Here is a 16,125-nt window from a genome sequence, read left to right as displayed (position 1 = left end):
CACAGTTAAGTACCAAATTCTCACGAGGTGGGGGCGCGCGTCACCGTCCCGGGGGCCGTCAGGCGCCCCGCCGGCATGGTCAGCTGGCGGGTCCGCGCCCAGCGTGGGCGGTGGCCACGGCGATCGCGGCCTGCCCGAGTGCCAGACCACCGTCACCCGGCGGGACCACCCGGTGCGTGAGAACCTCGAATCCGGCGGCGGTGAGCCGGGCCCGGCAGGCCCGCACCAGGAGAACGTTGGCGAACACGCCTCCGGTCAGCCCGACCAGGCCGACGCCGTGGCGGTGCCGGGCCGCCAGCGCGACCCGGGTCACCGCGTCGGCGACCGCCAGGTGGAACGCGGAGGCGAGCGCGGCCGGGGCGAGGCCCGCGCGCAGCCCGCCGACGATTCCCGCGATCACCGGCGCCGGATCGAGCACCCGACCGTCGAACCCGAACCCGAACCCGAACCCGGACCCGGACCCGGACCCGGCCGCGAGCGGCGGTGGCGCGTCGGCGGCGAGGGCCTCCAGCTCACCGGCGGCCTGCGCCTCGAAGGTGCTCCGCTGCCGCACGTCGAGCAGGGCGGCGACCGCGTCGAACAGACGACCCATGCTGCTGCTGGGCACGCAGGACACGCCCCGGTCCACCATCGCCCGCAGCGCGCGCAGCTCCGTGGGGGCGCAGGCGCGCACCGGCGCCAGGTCGGTCCTCCAGCCGAGCCCGGCGGCGGCGAGGTGGGCCAGGGCACAGCGGTACGGAGCGCGCGCGGCGGCGTCACCGCCCGGCAACGCGACGGGACGCAGGTGCGCCACCCGGTCGGCGTGGGTGACCTCCGGGCCGACCAGCAGCGCCTCGCCACCCCAGACCGTCGCGTCGAGCCCGTAGCCGGTGCCGTCGAAGGCCATCCCGAGGATGGTGTCGCCGAGCCGGCCGTGTTCGGCGAGCAGCGCGGCCACATGGGCGTGGTGGTGCTGGACCAGGTGGATCCGCTCGCCCCGGCCGGCCGCCCGCCGGGCCGCCCAGTCGCGGGTGCGGTAGCCGGGGTGCAGGTCCGCGGCGACGGCCGTCGGCTCGGCGGCGTACAGGTCGCCCAGCCGGGCGCTCGCGTGCTCCAACGCCCGCAGCGCGGCGAGCCCGCCCATGTCGCCAAGGTGCTGCGAGACGATCGCCCGGTGCCCGGCGGTCAGGCAGAACGCGGACTTGCCGTCGCCGCCCACGGCGAGCACCGACTCCACCGGCCGGCCCAGGTCCACCGCCAGCGGCACGTAGCCGCGGGAACGGCGCAGCGGCAGCACCTGCTCGCCGTCCCAACGCAGCACCGAGTCGTCGCACGGCTGCAGGATCGGCCGGTCGTGCAGGAGGAACGCGTCGGCCAGCCCGGCCAGCCGCCCACCCGCGCCGTCCTCGTCCGCGCCGCCGCCGCCGGCGGCGTGGGCGTCGGCGTCGGCGTCGGCGAAACAGATCGGGTCACCGGAGCGGTTGCCGCTGGTCATCACCAGCGCCCGGGGCGGCGGCGGGCCGTCGCCGGGCACCGGCGCGAACAGCAGATGGTGCACCGGCGTGTACGGCAGCAGCAGGCCCACCAGCGCGCTCGCGGGCGCGACCCGGTCCGACAGGGGGGCGTCGGGCCGGCGCCGGGCGAGCACGATCGGAGCGGCCGCGCAGGTGAGCAGCTCCGCCTCGGCCGCCGAGAGATCGGCCAGCTCGGCCGCCGTCGCCAGGTCACGCACCATCACCGCGAACGGCCGGTCGGGACGTCCCTTGCGGGTGCGCAGGAGGTCGACGGCACGGTCGTCGTCCACGCGGCAGGCCAGGTGGAAGCCGCCGATCCCCTTGACCGCCACGATCCGTCCCGCCGCGAGGGCGCGTTGCGCGGCGGCCAGCGCGGCATCCGTGCCGTGGGTCTCGAAGCCGGGGGTCCCGAACGTCTCCCGGGGGCCGTCGACGGTTGTCCCGGTGGCGTCGGCGGGACGGGCCGCGCGGAACCACAGCCGCGGCCCGCAGTCCGGGCAGCAGACCGGTTCGGCGTGGAAGCGCCGGTCGCGCGGGTCGGTGTACTCGGCGGCGCACCGTGGGCACATCGGGAACCGGGCCATCGTCGTGGTGGCCCGGTCGTAGGGCAGCGCGTCGATGATCGTGAAACGCGGTCCGCAGTTCGTACAGGTGACGAAGGGGTGGCGGTACCGCCGGTCCGCCGGGTCGAACAGCTCCCGCAGGCAGTCGGCGCAGACGGCGACGTCGGGTGCCACCATGGTCCGCGGGCCGGCCGCGGCCGTGCTGGCCACGATCCGGAAACCGGTGTCGGCGTGTGTTGTGGATCCCGGCCCGTCGGCGGCCCGGACGCAGCTCTGGTCGGTGACGCTCACCCGGTCGATCCGGGCCAGCGGCGGTGCCGGCGCGGTCAGCCGGCGCAGGAACTCCGCGACCGCCGCCGCGTCGCCCTCCACCTCGGCGACGACGCGACCGGCCTCGTTGCCGACGACACCGGTCAGCCCCAGCGCGGTGGCGAGGCGGTGCACATGGGGCCGGAACCCGACCCCCTGGACGACTCCCTCCACCGCCACCCGCCGCCGCACCCGCCCGGGGCCCGCCACCGGCCTCGGTGGCGACATCCCGGGCGGGCCTGTCACGTCGCCCGGTTCGTCGCGACGTGCCGGGCGATCTCGTCGAGCACCTCCCGGACCGCGGCGGCGGCGGCGGTCTCGCCGCTGCGCTCGAAGACCGAGCGGGCCTCGTGCAGCACCGCCGTCGCCTGTGGGAAGGCCCCCAGGTGCGCCAGCGCGTTGCCCTGGTTGGCCAGCGCGCGGGCGTAGCCGAGCGGGTCGGCCAGGCCCTCGCGGGTGGTGATGACCTCCTGGTAGCGGCCGACCGCCTCGACCAGGTTGTCCCGCCGGTGCGCGGCCGGCGCGTAGACGAGCGCGTTCGCGAGGCTCAGCTGGGTGCTCGCCCACTGCTCGGGATGGGACTGGCGGGTGTACACGGTCAGCGCGGTGCGCAGGCCCTGCATGGCGACCCCGATCCGCAGCTGGTCGGACGCGGAGTTCATCGGCATGGCCAGGTAGGCGCCGGCCAGGTTGACCTGCGCGGACGCGAACAGTTCGGGGGCGGTGTCGACGGTGATCAGGCGCAGCGCGGCCAGGTAGTGCTCGGCGGCGGTCCGCAGGCCGGCCAGGTCGTCCCCGGCCAGCTCGTGGTGGACCGATCCGAGTGTCAGGTGCAGCTCGGCGCGTCCGGTGGCCAGGTCGGTGTGTTCCAGCGCCGCCAGCGCGGCGGTCAGGTCGGTGGCGACGGCGGGGGTCGGTCCCTCGGCGTCGCGGCGCAGTCCGGCGGCCGTCGCCATGAGCTGGGCGGCCAGCCCGGGGGAGGGGTCGGCGGCGGCGGCGACGCCCTCGCCGAGCATCCGCGCGGCGTCGTCGAGGCGGCCGGCGGCCATCGCGTGCGCGGCGTGCGCGGACCACACCAGGGCCGCGATCTCCCCGGTCTCCCCGGTCAGCGCCGGCGGTTCGTCGAGCTCGCCGAGGGCGAAGCGGACGACGTCGACCAGGATGCCCAGCTCGGCGCCGAGCGCCTCGCGCAGCGCGGCCGGGTCCTCCGGGGGCCGGCCGGCCGGGCGGAGCACGAACCGGTTGTAGCGGGTGACCGGGTCGTCGCCGCGCAGCAGATCGACCGCCGCGATCACGTTTCCGCGGTAGGCGAGCTCGAGGGCGGCCAGCTCCGGTGGCCAGGCGGCGGGCAGCCGGCCGTCCGCCAGCGTGCGGCACAGCCCGGACGTCGTCTCGCCGCCGGGGACCAGGAGGAATCCGGCGGGCAGCGGGAACACCCCGACGGGCTGCGGACGCGCGCAGCCGGCGTAGGTGTCGGTGCCTCGCGGCGCGGATGGCATCGGTACCCCTTTGTCAGGTGGGCGCGCGCGGGGTCGGTCGGCGCGTGGACGCCTTCGGCAGGCAAACGTTATGTGCCAGGTGCCCGGACCCCGATCGACAGTGGACGGACGCTGCCACCAACGCGCCCGGCCGTTCGGGACGCCGGAGCGCGGCTCCGAAGCGCCGGTCCGCGCGGCGGTCCGCGCGGCGGCCCGTCAGGCACCGCCATGACCTCACTAGGTAGAACCTAGTTCTCGTAAATAAAAGTACGCAGCCGAGCATTTATGTAGACGTTGACTCCGCTAAAACAGCGTGACACAGTTCACTCCCCGACGGCCCGGTATGCCGTGCGTGGCCACGTCAGCGGGCACTGGAGAGAGGACGACGATGATCCGTACGAGGCGATTACTCGCCACCGCCGCCGTAGGCGCCGTGGCGCTGATCCTGGGGGCGTGCGGTGGTGGTGGCGACGGTGACAGCGCCACGGGCACCGCCGCGACGGGCGCCACCGGGACGCCGGTGGCGGGCGGCAGGGCGCGGATCCTCATGCTGGCCGACACGAGCAGCATGGACCCGGCCAAGCTCGGCAACGCCTACGCGGCGACGGCCGTCGTGGGCAACGCCCTGTACGGGACACTGATGATCGACGACGACAAGGGCCAGGTCGTCCACAAGATGGCCGAGTCGTTCACGACCGGTGACGACGGCGCCACCTTCGAGCTCCGCCTGCGGCCGGGGCTGGTCTTCTCCGACGGCAGCCCGCTCGACGCCGCCGCCGTGAAGTTCAACTGGGAGCGCCTGAAGGACCCCGCGAACGCGTCGAGCTACCGCGGTGAGGCCGCGCTGGTCGCCTCCACCGAGGCGGTGGACGCCCGCACCCTGAAGATCTCGATGGTCGAGCCGGTGCCGAACTTCGCCGAGGTCGTCCTCAGCACGGGAATGAACTGGATCGCCTCACCCGCGGCCCTGCAGCGCGGCGCACAGGTGTTCGAGCAGAACCCCGTCGGCGCCGGCCCGTTCAAGCTCGAGCACTGGACCCGGCAGGCCGACATCGAACTGGTGAAGAACCCGCGCTACTGGGACGCGCCCCGGCCCTACCTTGACAGCCTCACGATCCGCGCGGCCGTCGAGTCCAGGCAGCGTTACAACACCCTGCTCACCGGGGGCGCGGACGTCGCCGTCGAGTCGGACTGGGTCAACCTCCACAAGGCCGCGGAGGCCGACCTCCCGAGCATCAGCAAGCCGGTCAACGGCGGCATCTTCATGGCGCTCAACCTGCGCCGGGCACCGTTCGACGACATCCGGGCCCGCCAGGCGGTGGCCGCGGCGCTCGACCTGCAGGCACTGAACCTGGCGGTCTACGAGGGCGACGGGCAGCCCGCCGAGACGCTGTTCGACGACACCTCGCCCTTCTACTCTCCGACGCCCCTGCGACGCGCGGACCGGGCGAAGGCGCAGCGCCTGTTCGACGAGCTCGCCGCGGAGGGCAAGCCGGTGACCTTCACGTTCACCAGCTTCCCCAGCTCCGAGAGCCGGGCGATCGCCGAGAACGTCCAGGCCCAGCTCAGCGGCTTCAAGAATGTCAAGGTGCAGGTCAAGGTCGTCCAGCTCGCCGACTACGGCAGGATGAACGCGACGCACGACTTCGACACGTTCATCACCTCCGCGTTCTTCCGGGACCCGGAACCGAAGCTGTACACCGCGTTCTACGGCGGCCGGCCCACCAACGTGGCCGGGGTCGACGACGCGGCGCTCAACGAGGCGCTGAGCGCCGGGCGGACCTCGTCCGCGGAGCCGGACCGCAAGGCCGCCTACGACACCGTCCAGCGGCGGCTGACCGAACTGACCCCCGGGATCTTCCTCCAGCGGGTCGCACTCAGCGCCGTCTCCGGCAAGAACGTGGGCGGTCTCGCGCAGTACGGGCTCGGCTCGTTGCTGCCCGAGGAGCTGTGGATGCAGAAGTAGGTCCGGGCGCCGGCCCCGGCCCGGTATGGATCAGACGGGTTCGGGGCCGGGTGCGGTCAGCGCCGCGCAGGACCAGGTGAAACCGGCGCCGGTGCTTATGACCAGGGCCGTCTCACCGGGCGCGAGCAGCTCGCGGTCGAGCAGGTCGGCGATGCCGGCGGTCAGGTCGCCCGCGCCGAGGTGCCCGGTGGAGCGGCCGAAGTCGACCGCCTCGGCGCCGGTCAGCCGTTCGACGACCGGGCCGAAGACCGACCGCAACGGACCGCGGTGCACCCGCGGCAGCACCACGCACCGCAGCCGCGGGCTGCCCACGTCGGCGCCGGCCTCCTTCATGGCCAGCCCCAGCAGGGTCTCGAGACGTTCCCGTTCGGTCGCCCGGTAGCCGGAACTGCCGTTGCGACGCAGGTAGGCGCGTTTCGTGCGGCGGACGTCGACCGACTCCGCCGCCGAACGCGCGGCGGCGCCGAACGGGTCGTCACCACGGTGCATGGCCTCCAGGTTCGGCGCCGACACCGAGGTCACCGACACCAGCCGCAGCCCCGCCGGAATGTCGGCCGCGGACGCCGCGGGGCTCGTCCGGCTCACCAGCACCGCGCTCGCGCCGTCCCCGTAGGCGACGCCGAGGTCGCTGTTCCAGCGGTCGAAGCCCGGCGGGTGGAAACGGTCCGCGGTGGTGACCAGCACCCGGGTCATCGTCGGGTCGCCGAGCAGGTGGGCGGCCGCGGACTGCAGCGCCGCGGCACCCCCGTTGCACATCTGCTGGATCCCGACGGGCATCGCGTCGTGCGCGCCGAGCTGGTCGGCGATGTAGTGCGCGGGTGACCAGAAGTCGTGCCCCTGGTAGTAGCTCCAGGCGTGCAGGAGCAGATCCAGCTCGGCGCCGCGCCAGCCGGCCCGGGCCAGCGCCGCGTTGGCGGCGAGCACCGCCATCTCCGGCGCGGACGGCCCGTCCGACACCGCCAGCGCGGTGTAGCCCGTGTCCTCGGGTGTCGCGCCGACCTCGGAGGGCGGCTGCCGGCGCGGGGGAAGCCAGGTCGCGGCAGCGTTGACGTGGATGGTGTCAGTCCTCATGTGGTCGCGATCTCCCCAGCGGGTGGCGGGCAGGGCGGCAGGGCACAACGGGAACCACCATCGACCTGTCAAGGATAGGCGGAACCTTCAGCGGTGTCGCAAAGACCTGGAAACGAAGCCCGGTCGGCCAGGTGACGTATCCGCGGACCGTCGGTGGTCGGTACGCAGGATTTCAGGCCGCCGCCGCGGGCCGGGATGCGGGACACTGCCGGGATGGCCCGACCGCACCCGCCCGCCGCGGAACCGCCGCTGTCCACCGGTGGGTAATCACGCGGACCTGCGTCTCGGTGCGGGGCTCCTGCTCCTGCTGGCGCTCGCCGTGGGCGCGCTCACCTGGGCCCGGGTCGGCCGGCGCCGCGACGTCCTCACCGCCTCGCTGCGCGCCGCGATCCAGCTCACGCTCATAGGCCTGGCCCTGCGCGGGGTCTTCGCGGCCCCGCCGACCACGGTGATCGTCGTCGTGCTCATGCTCACCGCGGCGGTGGGGACGGCGGCCCGCCGGCTCACCGAGCTCGCGCCCGCCGGCCGGGCGGTCCTCGTCTCCTGCGTGGTCGGGGCCGGCCTGCCGATGGGCGTGGTCTTCGCGGTCGGCGCGCTCGAGCCGTCCACCCGGAACCTGATCGCGCTCACCGGCAGCCTCGTCGGCGGGACGATGACGTCCTGCACGCTCACCGGGCGGCGGCTGGCCCAGGGGCTCCGGCTGCGGTGGGAGGAGGTCGAGGGCTGGCTCGCGCTCGGCGCGACGCCGCGGCGGGCATGCCTGGACATCGCGCGCGACAGCGTCTCCGAGGCGCTGGTCCCCGCGCTCGACCAGACCCGCACCGTCGGGCTGGTCACCCTGCCCGGCGCGTTCGTCGGAGCGCTGTTCGGCGGGGCCTCACCCGGGCAGGCGGCGCGTTTCCAGCTGGTCGTGCTGGTCGGCCTGCTCGCGGCGGAGAGCATCGCCGGGGTCGCGCTGGCCCACCTGCTGGGCGCGCCGAGCCGCCTGCCCGGGGTCGCGGCGGACGGCGAGAGCCAACCGGGCGGCGGGCCCGCGGCGGGCCTGCGCGATGCCGGTCGCCGCGGCCTCGCCCGAACCCGGATCCGGGGGCGTGGCGGCGCGCCGTGAGCCCAGCAGGACCGTCGCCCCGCCCAGCAGGGCGAACCCCGCGGCGATCAGGTAGGCGGCGGCGAACGGCCCGGGGCGCAGAGTGTCGGTGACGACCGCGGACAGCAGGCTCGTGCCGACGACGCCGCCGATCTGGCCCGCCGTCTGCTGCAGGGAGGTGACCAGCCCGAAACTGCCCTCTGGCACGGCGTTGCTGGCGAGCACGATCAGCGGCGGCTGCGCGTGCCCGAAGGCCAGGCCGCTGCCGATCAGGCCGATGATGACCAGCCACAGCGCATCGGAGCGGGTACCGAAGGCCATCACGATCAGTGCGATCATGTAACCCGCGCCGGCGGTCGAGGCGAGCGCGCGCGGCCCGATCCTGGTGCCCACCCAGCCCGCCGACGGCGCGGCCAGCGCGATCGACAGCGTGCGGCACATCGTCACCACCGAGGTCAGAGCCACCGACAGGCCGAAGACCCCCTCCAGCAGCAGCGGGGTCACCAGGAAGTTCCCCAGGTGCGCCGCGGAGACCAGGAACGAGGTCAGCCCGGCGGTGCGGACATCCCGGCTGGCCAGCAGCTCCATCGGGACGACCGGGTCGGCGCTGCGCCGCTCGACCACGGTGAGCAGCCAGAACAGTGGGATCACCGCGACGAGCAGCGCGATCACGACCGGCCGCGGCCCCCACGCCGCCGCCCGGTTCACCCCGAAGGTGAGCGCGAAGACGGCGGCGGCCAGCACCACCGCGCCGGTGCGGTCCAGCGGGCGGCGCTGCCCGCCCCGGTCCGGTGGCAGCACCCGGACCGCCGCGACCAGCGGGATGACCGCGATCCCGGCCTGGATGAAGAACACCGCCCGCCACCCGACGGCGTCGATGATCAGCCCGCCGACGGCGAGACCGGTCACCGCCGCCCCGGACAGCACTCCCGACGCCCACGCCGAGGGACGCACCCGTTCCTGCGGCGGGAAGACCGCGAACAGCATCGCGAACGACGCCGGGATCGTCGCCGATCCCGCGAGCTGGGCGATGATGCGGAATCCGATCAGCGACGCGGCGTCCCACGCGAGCCCGGTCGCCAGCGAGAACACGACGGCGAGGGTCGTACCGATCAGGAACGTCCGCCGGTGGCCCCGGATGTCGCCGATCCGACCGAGGATGGGCATGGCCACCGCGAGGGCGAACAGCGAACCGGTGACCGCCCAGGAGACCACCCCGGTGCTGGAACCGAGGTCGTCGGCCACCGTCCGCAACGAGACGGTGAGCAGCGTCGCGGTGAAGGTGGTCGCGAACATCGCGGCCAGGCAGGTGAGCAGGACCTGCCGCCGCGCGGCGGGTCCCTCGTGCGTGGCGTCCCCGGGCACGGTCGGCATTCGCGTTCTCCCCCCGCGTGGGCGCGGGCGGCGCCAACCTTCCGATCGTCCGTCGCGGTAGCGCTCGCGAGCAACCAATCCGTCGCGCGGTGACCGGTTCGCCCCGCTGGTCTCAGAGGTGCGGTGCCGCCTGCGCGGTGGCCTCGCCGGCCTCCGGGACGCCGGGGCGCGCCAGCAGGCCGCAGATGATCCCGCCGACCGCGAGGATGGCCGCGCCCCAGGCGAACGCGGTGGTGTAGCTGTGCACCGAGGCCGCGGCGAGGACGTCCGCGGTGGGCGTGCGGCCGTGCAGGTAGTCGCTGGTGGCGCTGGCGGCGATGGTGCTCAGCAGCGCGGTGCCGATGGAGCCGCCGACCTGCTGGGCGGTGTTGACCGTCGCCGAGGCGACGCCGGCGTCGCGGGGCTCGACGCCGCTGGTGGCGGCGTTCATCGCCGGTGACGTGGCGAGGCCGAGGCCCAGGCCGATGACCACGAGGGCCGGCAGGATGTCGGCCAGGTAGGTGCTGTCGACGTCCAGCGCGGTGAGCCAGAGCATGCCGCCGGCGGCGGCGAGCATGCCGCCGCTGATCATCAGGCGGGCGCCGACGCGGGGGAGCAGGAGGCTGGTCGCGGTGGTCGCGGTGATCATCACCGCGGCGACCATGGGCAGGAAGGCCAGACCGCTGCGGATCGGCGAGAAGCCGAGGTTCTGCTGCAGGTAGTAGGTGAGGAACAGGAAGATCCCGAACATGCCGATGCCGACGGCGAAGACCGTGAGGTACGCGGCGGCGCGGTTGCGGTCGAGCAGGACCCGCATCGGCAGCAGCGGGTGGGCGACCCGCGTCTGCAGCACGACGAAGACCGCCAGCAGCACGGCGCCGGCGACCAGGCAGCCCCAGGTGCCGAGGGCGGACCAGGAGTGGGTCTCGGCGTTGGCGAACCCGTAGACGATGGCGAACAGGCTGGCCGAGACGGTGAGCGTGCCGGGGAGGTCGAGGTGGGGACGGTCGTCGCTGGGCGTGTGGTGCAGCAGCGCGGCGCCGCCGGCGAGGGCCAGGACCGCGAACCCGAGGTTCACGTACAGGCACCAGCGCCAGTCCAGGTACTGGGTGAGGACACCGCCGAGCAGCAGCCCCACGGCGCCGCCGACGATGGCGACGGCGCTGTAGATGCCGAACGCCCGGGCGCGTTCCCGCGCGTCGGTGAAGGTCGTCGTCAGCAGGGCGAGGACGGCGGGGGCGAGCAGCGCGCCGAACACGCCCTGGGTGGCGCGCGCGACCACCAGCATGCCGAAGCTGGTCGCCGCGCCACCGACCGCGGACGCGACCGCGAAGCCGGCCAGCCCGACCAGCAGGGTCCGCTTGCGGCCGAACAGGTCGGCGACGCGCCCGCCGAGCAGCAGCAGGCTGCCGAAGGCCAGGGCGTACGCGGTGACGACCCACTGCCTGGCGTCGTTGGAGAAGCCCAGGTCCCGCTGGGCGGAGGGCAGCGCGATGTTCACGATCGTCGCGTCGAGGATCACCATCAGCTGCGCGACGGCGAGCACGCCCAGAACCAGCCAGCGGCGGGCGTGGTGTGGGTTGGCCGCCTCGGACCCGCCCGCCCGGGGCGTGGGGATCGGGTCGGGGGGTCGGGCTCCGCTGGTCACGAGGCCAGTGGCGTCGTGGCTGGTGGTGGTCATGGGCGTGGTTCCCCTCAGGCGAAAGGATCGGAGGAACTTCCTCCACTTTTGCTCGAGGGGAACGCTAACGCAAAGTGGAGGATCATCCTCCAAGTGGAGAGTGTGACTCCGATCTCGTGGTAGATTCGTAAGGTGACCCTCACACCAGAAGCCGGTCCGGCCGACCCGGCCGGACCGGTGGCGGCTGAGCGGCCGCTGCGCCGCGACGCGGAACGCAACCGCCGGCGCATCCTGGCCGCGGCCAGGGAGCTGTTCGCCGAGCGAGGCCTCGAGACGACGCTCGACGACATCGCTCGGCACGCCGAGCTCGGCATCGGCACGGTCTACCGCCGGTTCCCCAGTCGGGAGCACCTGGTCGAGGCCCTGTTCGAGGAAAAGATCGACCACATGGTGACCCGCGCCGAGGGCGCCGCGGCCCAGGCCGACTCCTGGACGGCCCTGGTCGACTTCCTGATCTTCACGATCGAGGCCCTGGCCACCGATCGCGGCCTCTACGAGATCATGGTCAGCTCCACGTACGGCCGCGACCGCATCGCCGCCTCACGCGAGCGCCTGGGCCCGGTCGTCGGCCAGCTCGTGGCGCGCGCCCAGGCCGACGGCCACCTGCGCGCGGACATCGAGATGACCGACATCGCGCTGATCCAGATGATGATCGGGGCGGTCGCCGAGTACAGCCGCCAGACCGACCCGCGCCTGTGGCGGCGTTACCTCACCATCCTGCTCGACGGCCTGCGCCCCCGGCGCGACGGGCCCACCCCGCTGCCGCGGCCCGCTCTCGCCCACACCGACCTCGACGAGGCCATGCGAACCTGGCGGCCCGCCCGCCGCTGACGGCCCGCCGGGCGGATCAGATACTGGTCAGCTGCCGGAACCGGCTGCCGTGGAAGACCAGCGGGGTGACGTTCGCGTCGGAGTCCAGCGCGTGGATCCGCAGCAGCGCGATCAGGTGGTCGCCGGCGGGCAGCTCGCTGACCAGTTCGCATTCGAGCGTCGCCGCCGACCCGGCGACGAACAGGGCGCCGCCGGCGGTCGAGGTCAGGTCCATGCCGGCGAACCGGTCGCCGTCGCGGGCGGCCAGCTGGCGCGCCGCCAGGTCGTGGGCCTCACCGAGGACACTGACCCCCAGCCGGTCGAGCACCCGCAGCCGGGGCCAGGTGCTGGACGAGTTCGCCACGCACACCGAGACCAGCGGCGGGTCCAGCGAGACCGAGGTGAACGAGCTCACCGCCATCCCGACCGGCTCCCGGCCGGCGAGCCCGCACACGGCGGTGACGCCGCTGGGGAAACAGCCGAACGTCGTGCGCAGCAGGCGCCGGTCGACCGCCGCGGCGTCGACGGCGGTCAGCTGGGCGTTGACCATCCAAGGTCTCCTCTCGCCGGGAGTCTCCCGCGACCACTCGCGCCTCCGGCCGGAGGGCACGCCTCACGCGGGCCCCTGCGCCGCGGGCCCGCGTCACTCCGCTCACCTAGGACGTCCTTCGGCCGCCTTCTCTTCCCTTTCCGCACAGGGAATTTTCCGGTCCCGGTATCCGGCGAGGTGGGGCGCTGGACGGCTCGGGCGGCGCGCCGCGCCGAGCCGTGGCCCCGCCGGCCTGCGGCGCGGTCCTCCCCCGCGGGCGCTGTGGACAGCCACTCACTGTGCCGCCTAGACTTCCCCACGTGTGCGGTGATCTGTTCCTGACTCGCCGTATTTATCTGGACTGCGAGCGGGTCAACGGCGCGACCTGTCGCTAGCGCCGCCGCCTGCCCGGCCGGCGATGCCCGGCCGGTTGACATTCCCCCTCGGGCGGCCGCGCGCACGGAGCGAACGGTTGGATCGAGACGTCGCCCTTCCCCGCAAGCCGGTCAAGGAACATCCCCACAGCCACGGTCGGGCCGTCCGGCCGGGCCCGCGGGCCGTTCCGCGCGCAGAAGGCAGTACAGAGTGCGATTCCACGTGCTGGGGCCGCTGGAAGTGATCCGGGACGGCCAGCCCATCGTCGTACCCGGTGTCCACCAGCGCGCCACGCTCGGCTTCCTGCTCCTGTATCCGAACACGGCGGTGGCCACCAGCAGGTTGCTGCGGGCCCTCTGGGACCAGGACCCCCCGGTGACCGCGCGCAAAATGGTGCAGAACGCGGTGGCCGGCCTGCGCCGGACGCTGAGCGGCGGGGCGGACGTGCTGACCCGGCCCCCCGGCTATCAGCTCAGCGTCCGCACCGACCAGGTGGACCTGCCCGCCTTCCAGGATCTGAGCGCGCGTGGCCGGACGGAGCTCGCCGCCGGTTCGTGGGCCGCCGCGGCCGCGACCCTGGCGGCCGCGCTCGGTCACTGGCGCGGGCCCGCGCTGGCCGACCTGGTGGAGGAGGGCCTGGCCTGGCCGGAGGTCGCCGCCCTGGACAGCGCGCGCATGGTGACCTTCGAGGACTGGGCGCAGGCGCAGCTTGCCCTCGGCCACCACCAGGAGCTCGTGCCCGAGCTGGAGGCGGCTGTCGAGGCGACCCCGCTCCGGGAACGGCTGACCGGGCTGCTGATGCTGGCGCTCTACCGCTGCGGCCGGCAGGCCGACGCGCTCGAACGCTACCGGCGAACCCGGGGTGCCCTTGTCGACCAGCTCGGTCTCGATCCCGGGCATGAGCTGCAGCGGCTGGAACGCGCGATCCTGGACCACGAACCCTGGTTGACCCCGCGGTCGACGGCCGCGCTCACCTCCCGTCACGGCGCGCTTCTCACCCCGGGTCGTCTGATCACGGGTAGCGGTGCCATCACGGGTGGCGGTGCCGGCAGGGACAGCTGGGCCGGCAGGGACCGCGGTGCCGGCAGGGACCGCGGAGCGTTCGCCGTGAGCCGTGGTGTCGCGGCCGCCGGCGACGGCGGTGTGAGGCCGTCCGCGGTGGAGGCCGTCCCCGCCCTGGCCCCGGGCATGCGCTCCGCCCGGAAATGGGTCAGCGTCCTCGCCGGCCGCCTCGAGATCGGGTCCGGGAGCTCGGAGCTCTCCGACCCGGAGGACGCCGACCGGATCCTGCGGGCCGTCACCGCCACGGTCCGGGCTGAGACCGCCCGTTTCGGCGGTGAGGTCCACACCGCCCTCGGCTCGGTGTGGATCGCGGTCTTCGGTCTGCCCCGCACCCGGGAGGACGACGCCGAACGCGCCGTACGCGCGGGCCTGGCGATCCGGCGGGCCGTCGCCGCGTCGGCCGAGGCGTCCGCGTGCGGAGCCGGGCAGTACGACCTGCGGATGGCCGTCACCACCGGAGAGGTCCTCGCGACCCTCAGCCAGGCCACGCCGGCGGCCGCGGCGTCGCCGGCCTCCGCGGGGATGTCGGGGGACGTCACCGGCCGGTGCATGCGCCTGCTGGCCGCTGTGCCCCGGGGGGAGCTACGGGTCTGCGAGGCGACCAGGGCGGCCTCCGACGGAGCCTTCACCCATGCCCTGACGGATGAGCACGGCCGGGGTGTCGGCGGTGTGGTGGCGGTGCGCTCGGGTGGGCTGGAGACCGCGTTCGGGGCCGGTCCGACAGGCGGTGAGGGGACGCTCCACGTGCCCTTCCTCGAGCGGGAACATGAGAAGGAGCTGCTGCACCGGCTGCTCGCCGAGACCGGCCGCCGCCGCCGGTCACGGTTGGTGACGATCTTCGGCGAGCCGGGCATCGGCAAGAGCCGGCTGCTGTGGGAGTTCTGCCGGGAGGCCGGCGACGCGGCCGGCCCGAGCGCCGTCCAGTTCCTGCACGGCCGGATCGGGAGGTTCCCGAGCGGTCCGTTCGAGGTGCTGGCCGACGTCGCCCGCACCTGGGCGGGGATCACCGAGGACGACACCCGTGACCTGGCGGTGACGAAGCTCGCGGCCGCGGTCGGGATGACCGGCGCCCCCCTCGGCGCCGCGCGGCGGCTGGCGGCCGAACTGGTCCCGCTGCTGGACCCCTCCTGGCCGGGCGGCGCGGACGGGTCGGGCGTACTCGCGGCCTGGCGCCGCGCGCTCGGGCGGTTCGCGGCGGTGGCCCCGACGGTGCTCGTCGTCGAGGACCTGCATCGCGGGGACGACCGGCTGCTGGACTTCCTGGAGGTGCTCGACGAGCAGTTGGGCCACGTTCCGCTGCTCGTCGTCGCCAGCGCCCGGCCGGACCTGCTCGAACGGCGGCCGTTCTGGGCCGGCGGCAAGCGTGACGCGACGACGATGTCCCTCGACCAGCTTTCCCCGGACGCCGTCCAGCAGCTGATGGTCGACCTGGCGGTGCGGTACGGGTTGCGCCCGGCGTCCACGGGGCGGCCGTCCGCCGCGGAGGAGGGCCCCGGGCCCGCGGCCCACGAGTGCGCGACGGTCGCGAAGGTGGGCGGCAATCCGCTGTTCGCGATCGCCCTCGTCGAGATGCTCAGAGCGGCCCAGGGCGCCGACGGCGCCGGCGCGTCCCCGGCGCTGACGATTGACAGCGCCGGTCCGGTCGGCCCGGTCGCCGCGATGGTGTCGATCCCGCGCACGGTTCACGGTGTGATCGCCGCGTGGCTGGACACCCTGCCGCCACGCAGCCGCCTGGTCCTGCAGGGCGCAGCGGTGTTCGGCGCGACGATCTGGGCCGCGCCGGTCGCGGCCGAGTGCGAGCTGACCCGCGAGGACGTCCTGTGGGAGCTGGAGTACCTCGAACGGCGGGGTGTGCTGCGGCAGGTACCGACCGTCGCCGACCCCGACCCACGTTACGAGTTCCGGCATGTCTTCGTCCGGGATGTCGCCTACTCGCAGATCCCGCGGGCGGTCCGGGGGGAGTGGCACCTGTGCTTCGCCCGCTGGCTCAGTGACGAGCACGGAAAGACGGCGCAGGACGACCTCCGCCGGCACCACCACCGCCGCGCAGACAGCCTCACCGCCGCGTCCGGCTAATACCGGCGTCTGGCTGGCACCGGCATCCGGCCCGGCGCGCTGATCCCGTCGGACGCTTCCCGTCGGACGCTGATTTCGGCGTGTGCTGATCCGTCCCGTGGGACGACGCCGAAGTGCCGATCCCGAGCGGATCGTGACCATCGAATTCCCGGGTTCCCGGCCCTCGTAACGGTCGGTTCACCGCTCACGTTCACGCCATGCCGTGATCTCTTCGGATCGGTTGGAGGGGGGTTCTAGGGGTTGCATCTGGGGCTGACGAGAAACAATTCCTC

The 16,125-nt window shown here is 74.1% G+C and carries 9 protein-coding genes and 1 pseudogene; 4 read left to right on the top strand and 6 right to left on the bottom strand.

The window, feature by feature from the left end; all coding sequences use genetic code 11:
* Positions 1 to 79: 79 nt before the first annotated feature.
* Both hypF and B056_RS0100100 read right to left on the bottom strand, forming a co-directional pair.
* Entirely contained in the window at positions 80 to 2,593 is a 2,514-nt protein-coding gene (hypF, locus tag B056_RS0100105) for a carbamoyltransferase HypF (RefSeq protein WP_026239145.1), read from the bottom strand.
* Between the two features lie 14 nt (positions 2,594 to 2,607).
* Positions 2,608 to 3,864, bottom strand: coding sequence for a hypothetical protein (locus tag B056_RS0100100; RefSeq protein ID WP_018499860.1), 1,257 nt, complete (start codon positions 3,862 to 3,864; stop codon positions 2,608 to 2,610).
* A 367-nt stretch (positions 3,865 to 4,231) separates the two neighbouring features.
* Between B056_RS0100100 and B056_RS0100095 the strand changes: the two genes are divergently transcribed.
* The gene (locus B056_RS0100095) at positions 4,232 to 5,809 is read left to right on the top strand and encodes an ABC transporter substrate-binding protein (RefSeq protein WP_026239144.1); all 1,578 of its coding nucleotides are present in this window, start codon (positions 4,232 to 4,234) and stop codon (positions 5,807 to 5,809) included.
* A gap of 30 nt (positions 5,810 to 5,839) precedes the next feature.
* Here the strand turns inward: B056_RS0100095 and B056_RS0100090 are convergent, their stop codons facing one another.
* Entirely contained in the window at positions 5,840 to 6,880 is a 1,041-nt protein-coding gene (locus B056_RS0100090) for a 3-oxoacyl-[acyl-carrier-protein] synthase III C-terminal domain-containing protein (RefSeq protein ID WP_018499858.1), read from the bottom strand.
* Between B056_RS0100090 and B056_RS40120 the strand changes: the two are divergent.
* Positions 6,864 to 7,787 (top strand): annotated as a pseudogene (locus B056_RS40120) (ABC transporter permease); the annotation flags it as partial. The gene B056_RS0100090 and the pseudogene B056_RS40120 overlap by 17 nt on opposite strands.
* Here the strand turns inward: B056_RS40120 and B056_RS0100080 are convergent.
* Together B056_RS0100080 and B056_RS0100075 are read right to left on the bottom strand one after the other, a co-directional pair.
* A complete protein-coding gene (locus B056_RS0100080; protein ID WP_018499856.1) occupies positions 7,758 to 9,341 on the bottom strand; it encodes an MFS transporter in 1,584 nt (527 codons plus the stop codon). The pseudogene B056_RS40120 and the gene B056_RS0100080 overlap by 30 nt on opposite strands.
* Before the next feature lie 112 nt (positions 9,342 to 9,453).
* Positions 9,454 to 11,001, bottom strand: coding sequence for an MFS transporter (locus tag B056_RS0100075; protein ID WP_018499855.1), 1,548 nt, complete (start codon positions 10,999 to 11,001; stop codon positions 9,454 to 9,456).
* Between the two features lie 132 nt (positions 11,002 to 11,133).
* Here B056_RS0100075 and B056_RS0100070 point away from each other — a divergent pair, with 132 nt between their 5' ends.
* Entirely contained in the window at positions 11,134 to 11,832 is a 699-nt protein-coding gene (locus B056_RS0100070) for a TetR/AcrR family transcriptional regulator (protein ID WP_018499854.1), read from the top strand.
* Positions 11,833 to 11,848: 16 nt separating this feature from the next.
* Here the strand turns inward: B056_RS0100070 and B056_RS0100065 are convergent, their stop codons facing one another.
* Positions 11,849 to 12,361 (bottom strand): flavin reductase family protein, encoded by a 513-nt coding sequence (locus B056_RS0100065; RefSeq protein WP_018499853.1) that lies wholly within the window; start codon positions 12,359 to 12,361, stop codon positions 11,849 to 11,851.
* Positions 12,362 to 12,925: 564 nt separating this feature from the next.
* On the opposite strand from B056_RS0100065, the gene B056_RS0100060 reads away from it, so the two are divergent.
* A complete protein-coding gene (locus tag B056_RS0100060) occupies positions 12,926 to 15,853 on the top strand; it encodes a BTAD domain-containing putative transcriptional regulator (RefSeq protein WP_026239140.1) in 2,928 nt (975 codons plus the stop codon).
* Positions 15,854 to 16,125 lie beyond the last annotated feature (272 nt).

The sequence above is a fragment of the Parafrankia discariae genome (assembly GCF_000373365.1).
Taxonomy (GTDB): Bacteria; Actinomycetota; Actinomycetes; order Frankiales; family Frankiaceae; genus Parafrankia; species Parafrankia discariae.
This window is presented reverse-complemented; position numbering and strand designations above follow the sequence as displayed.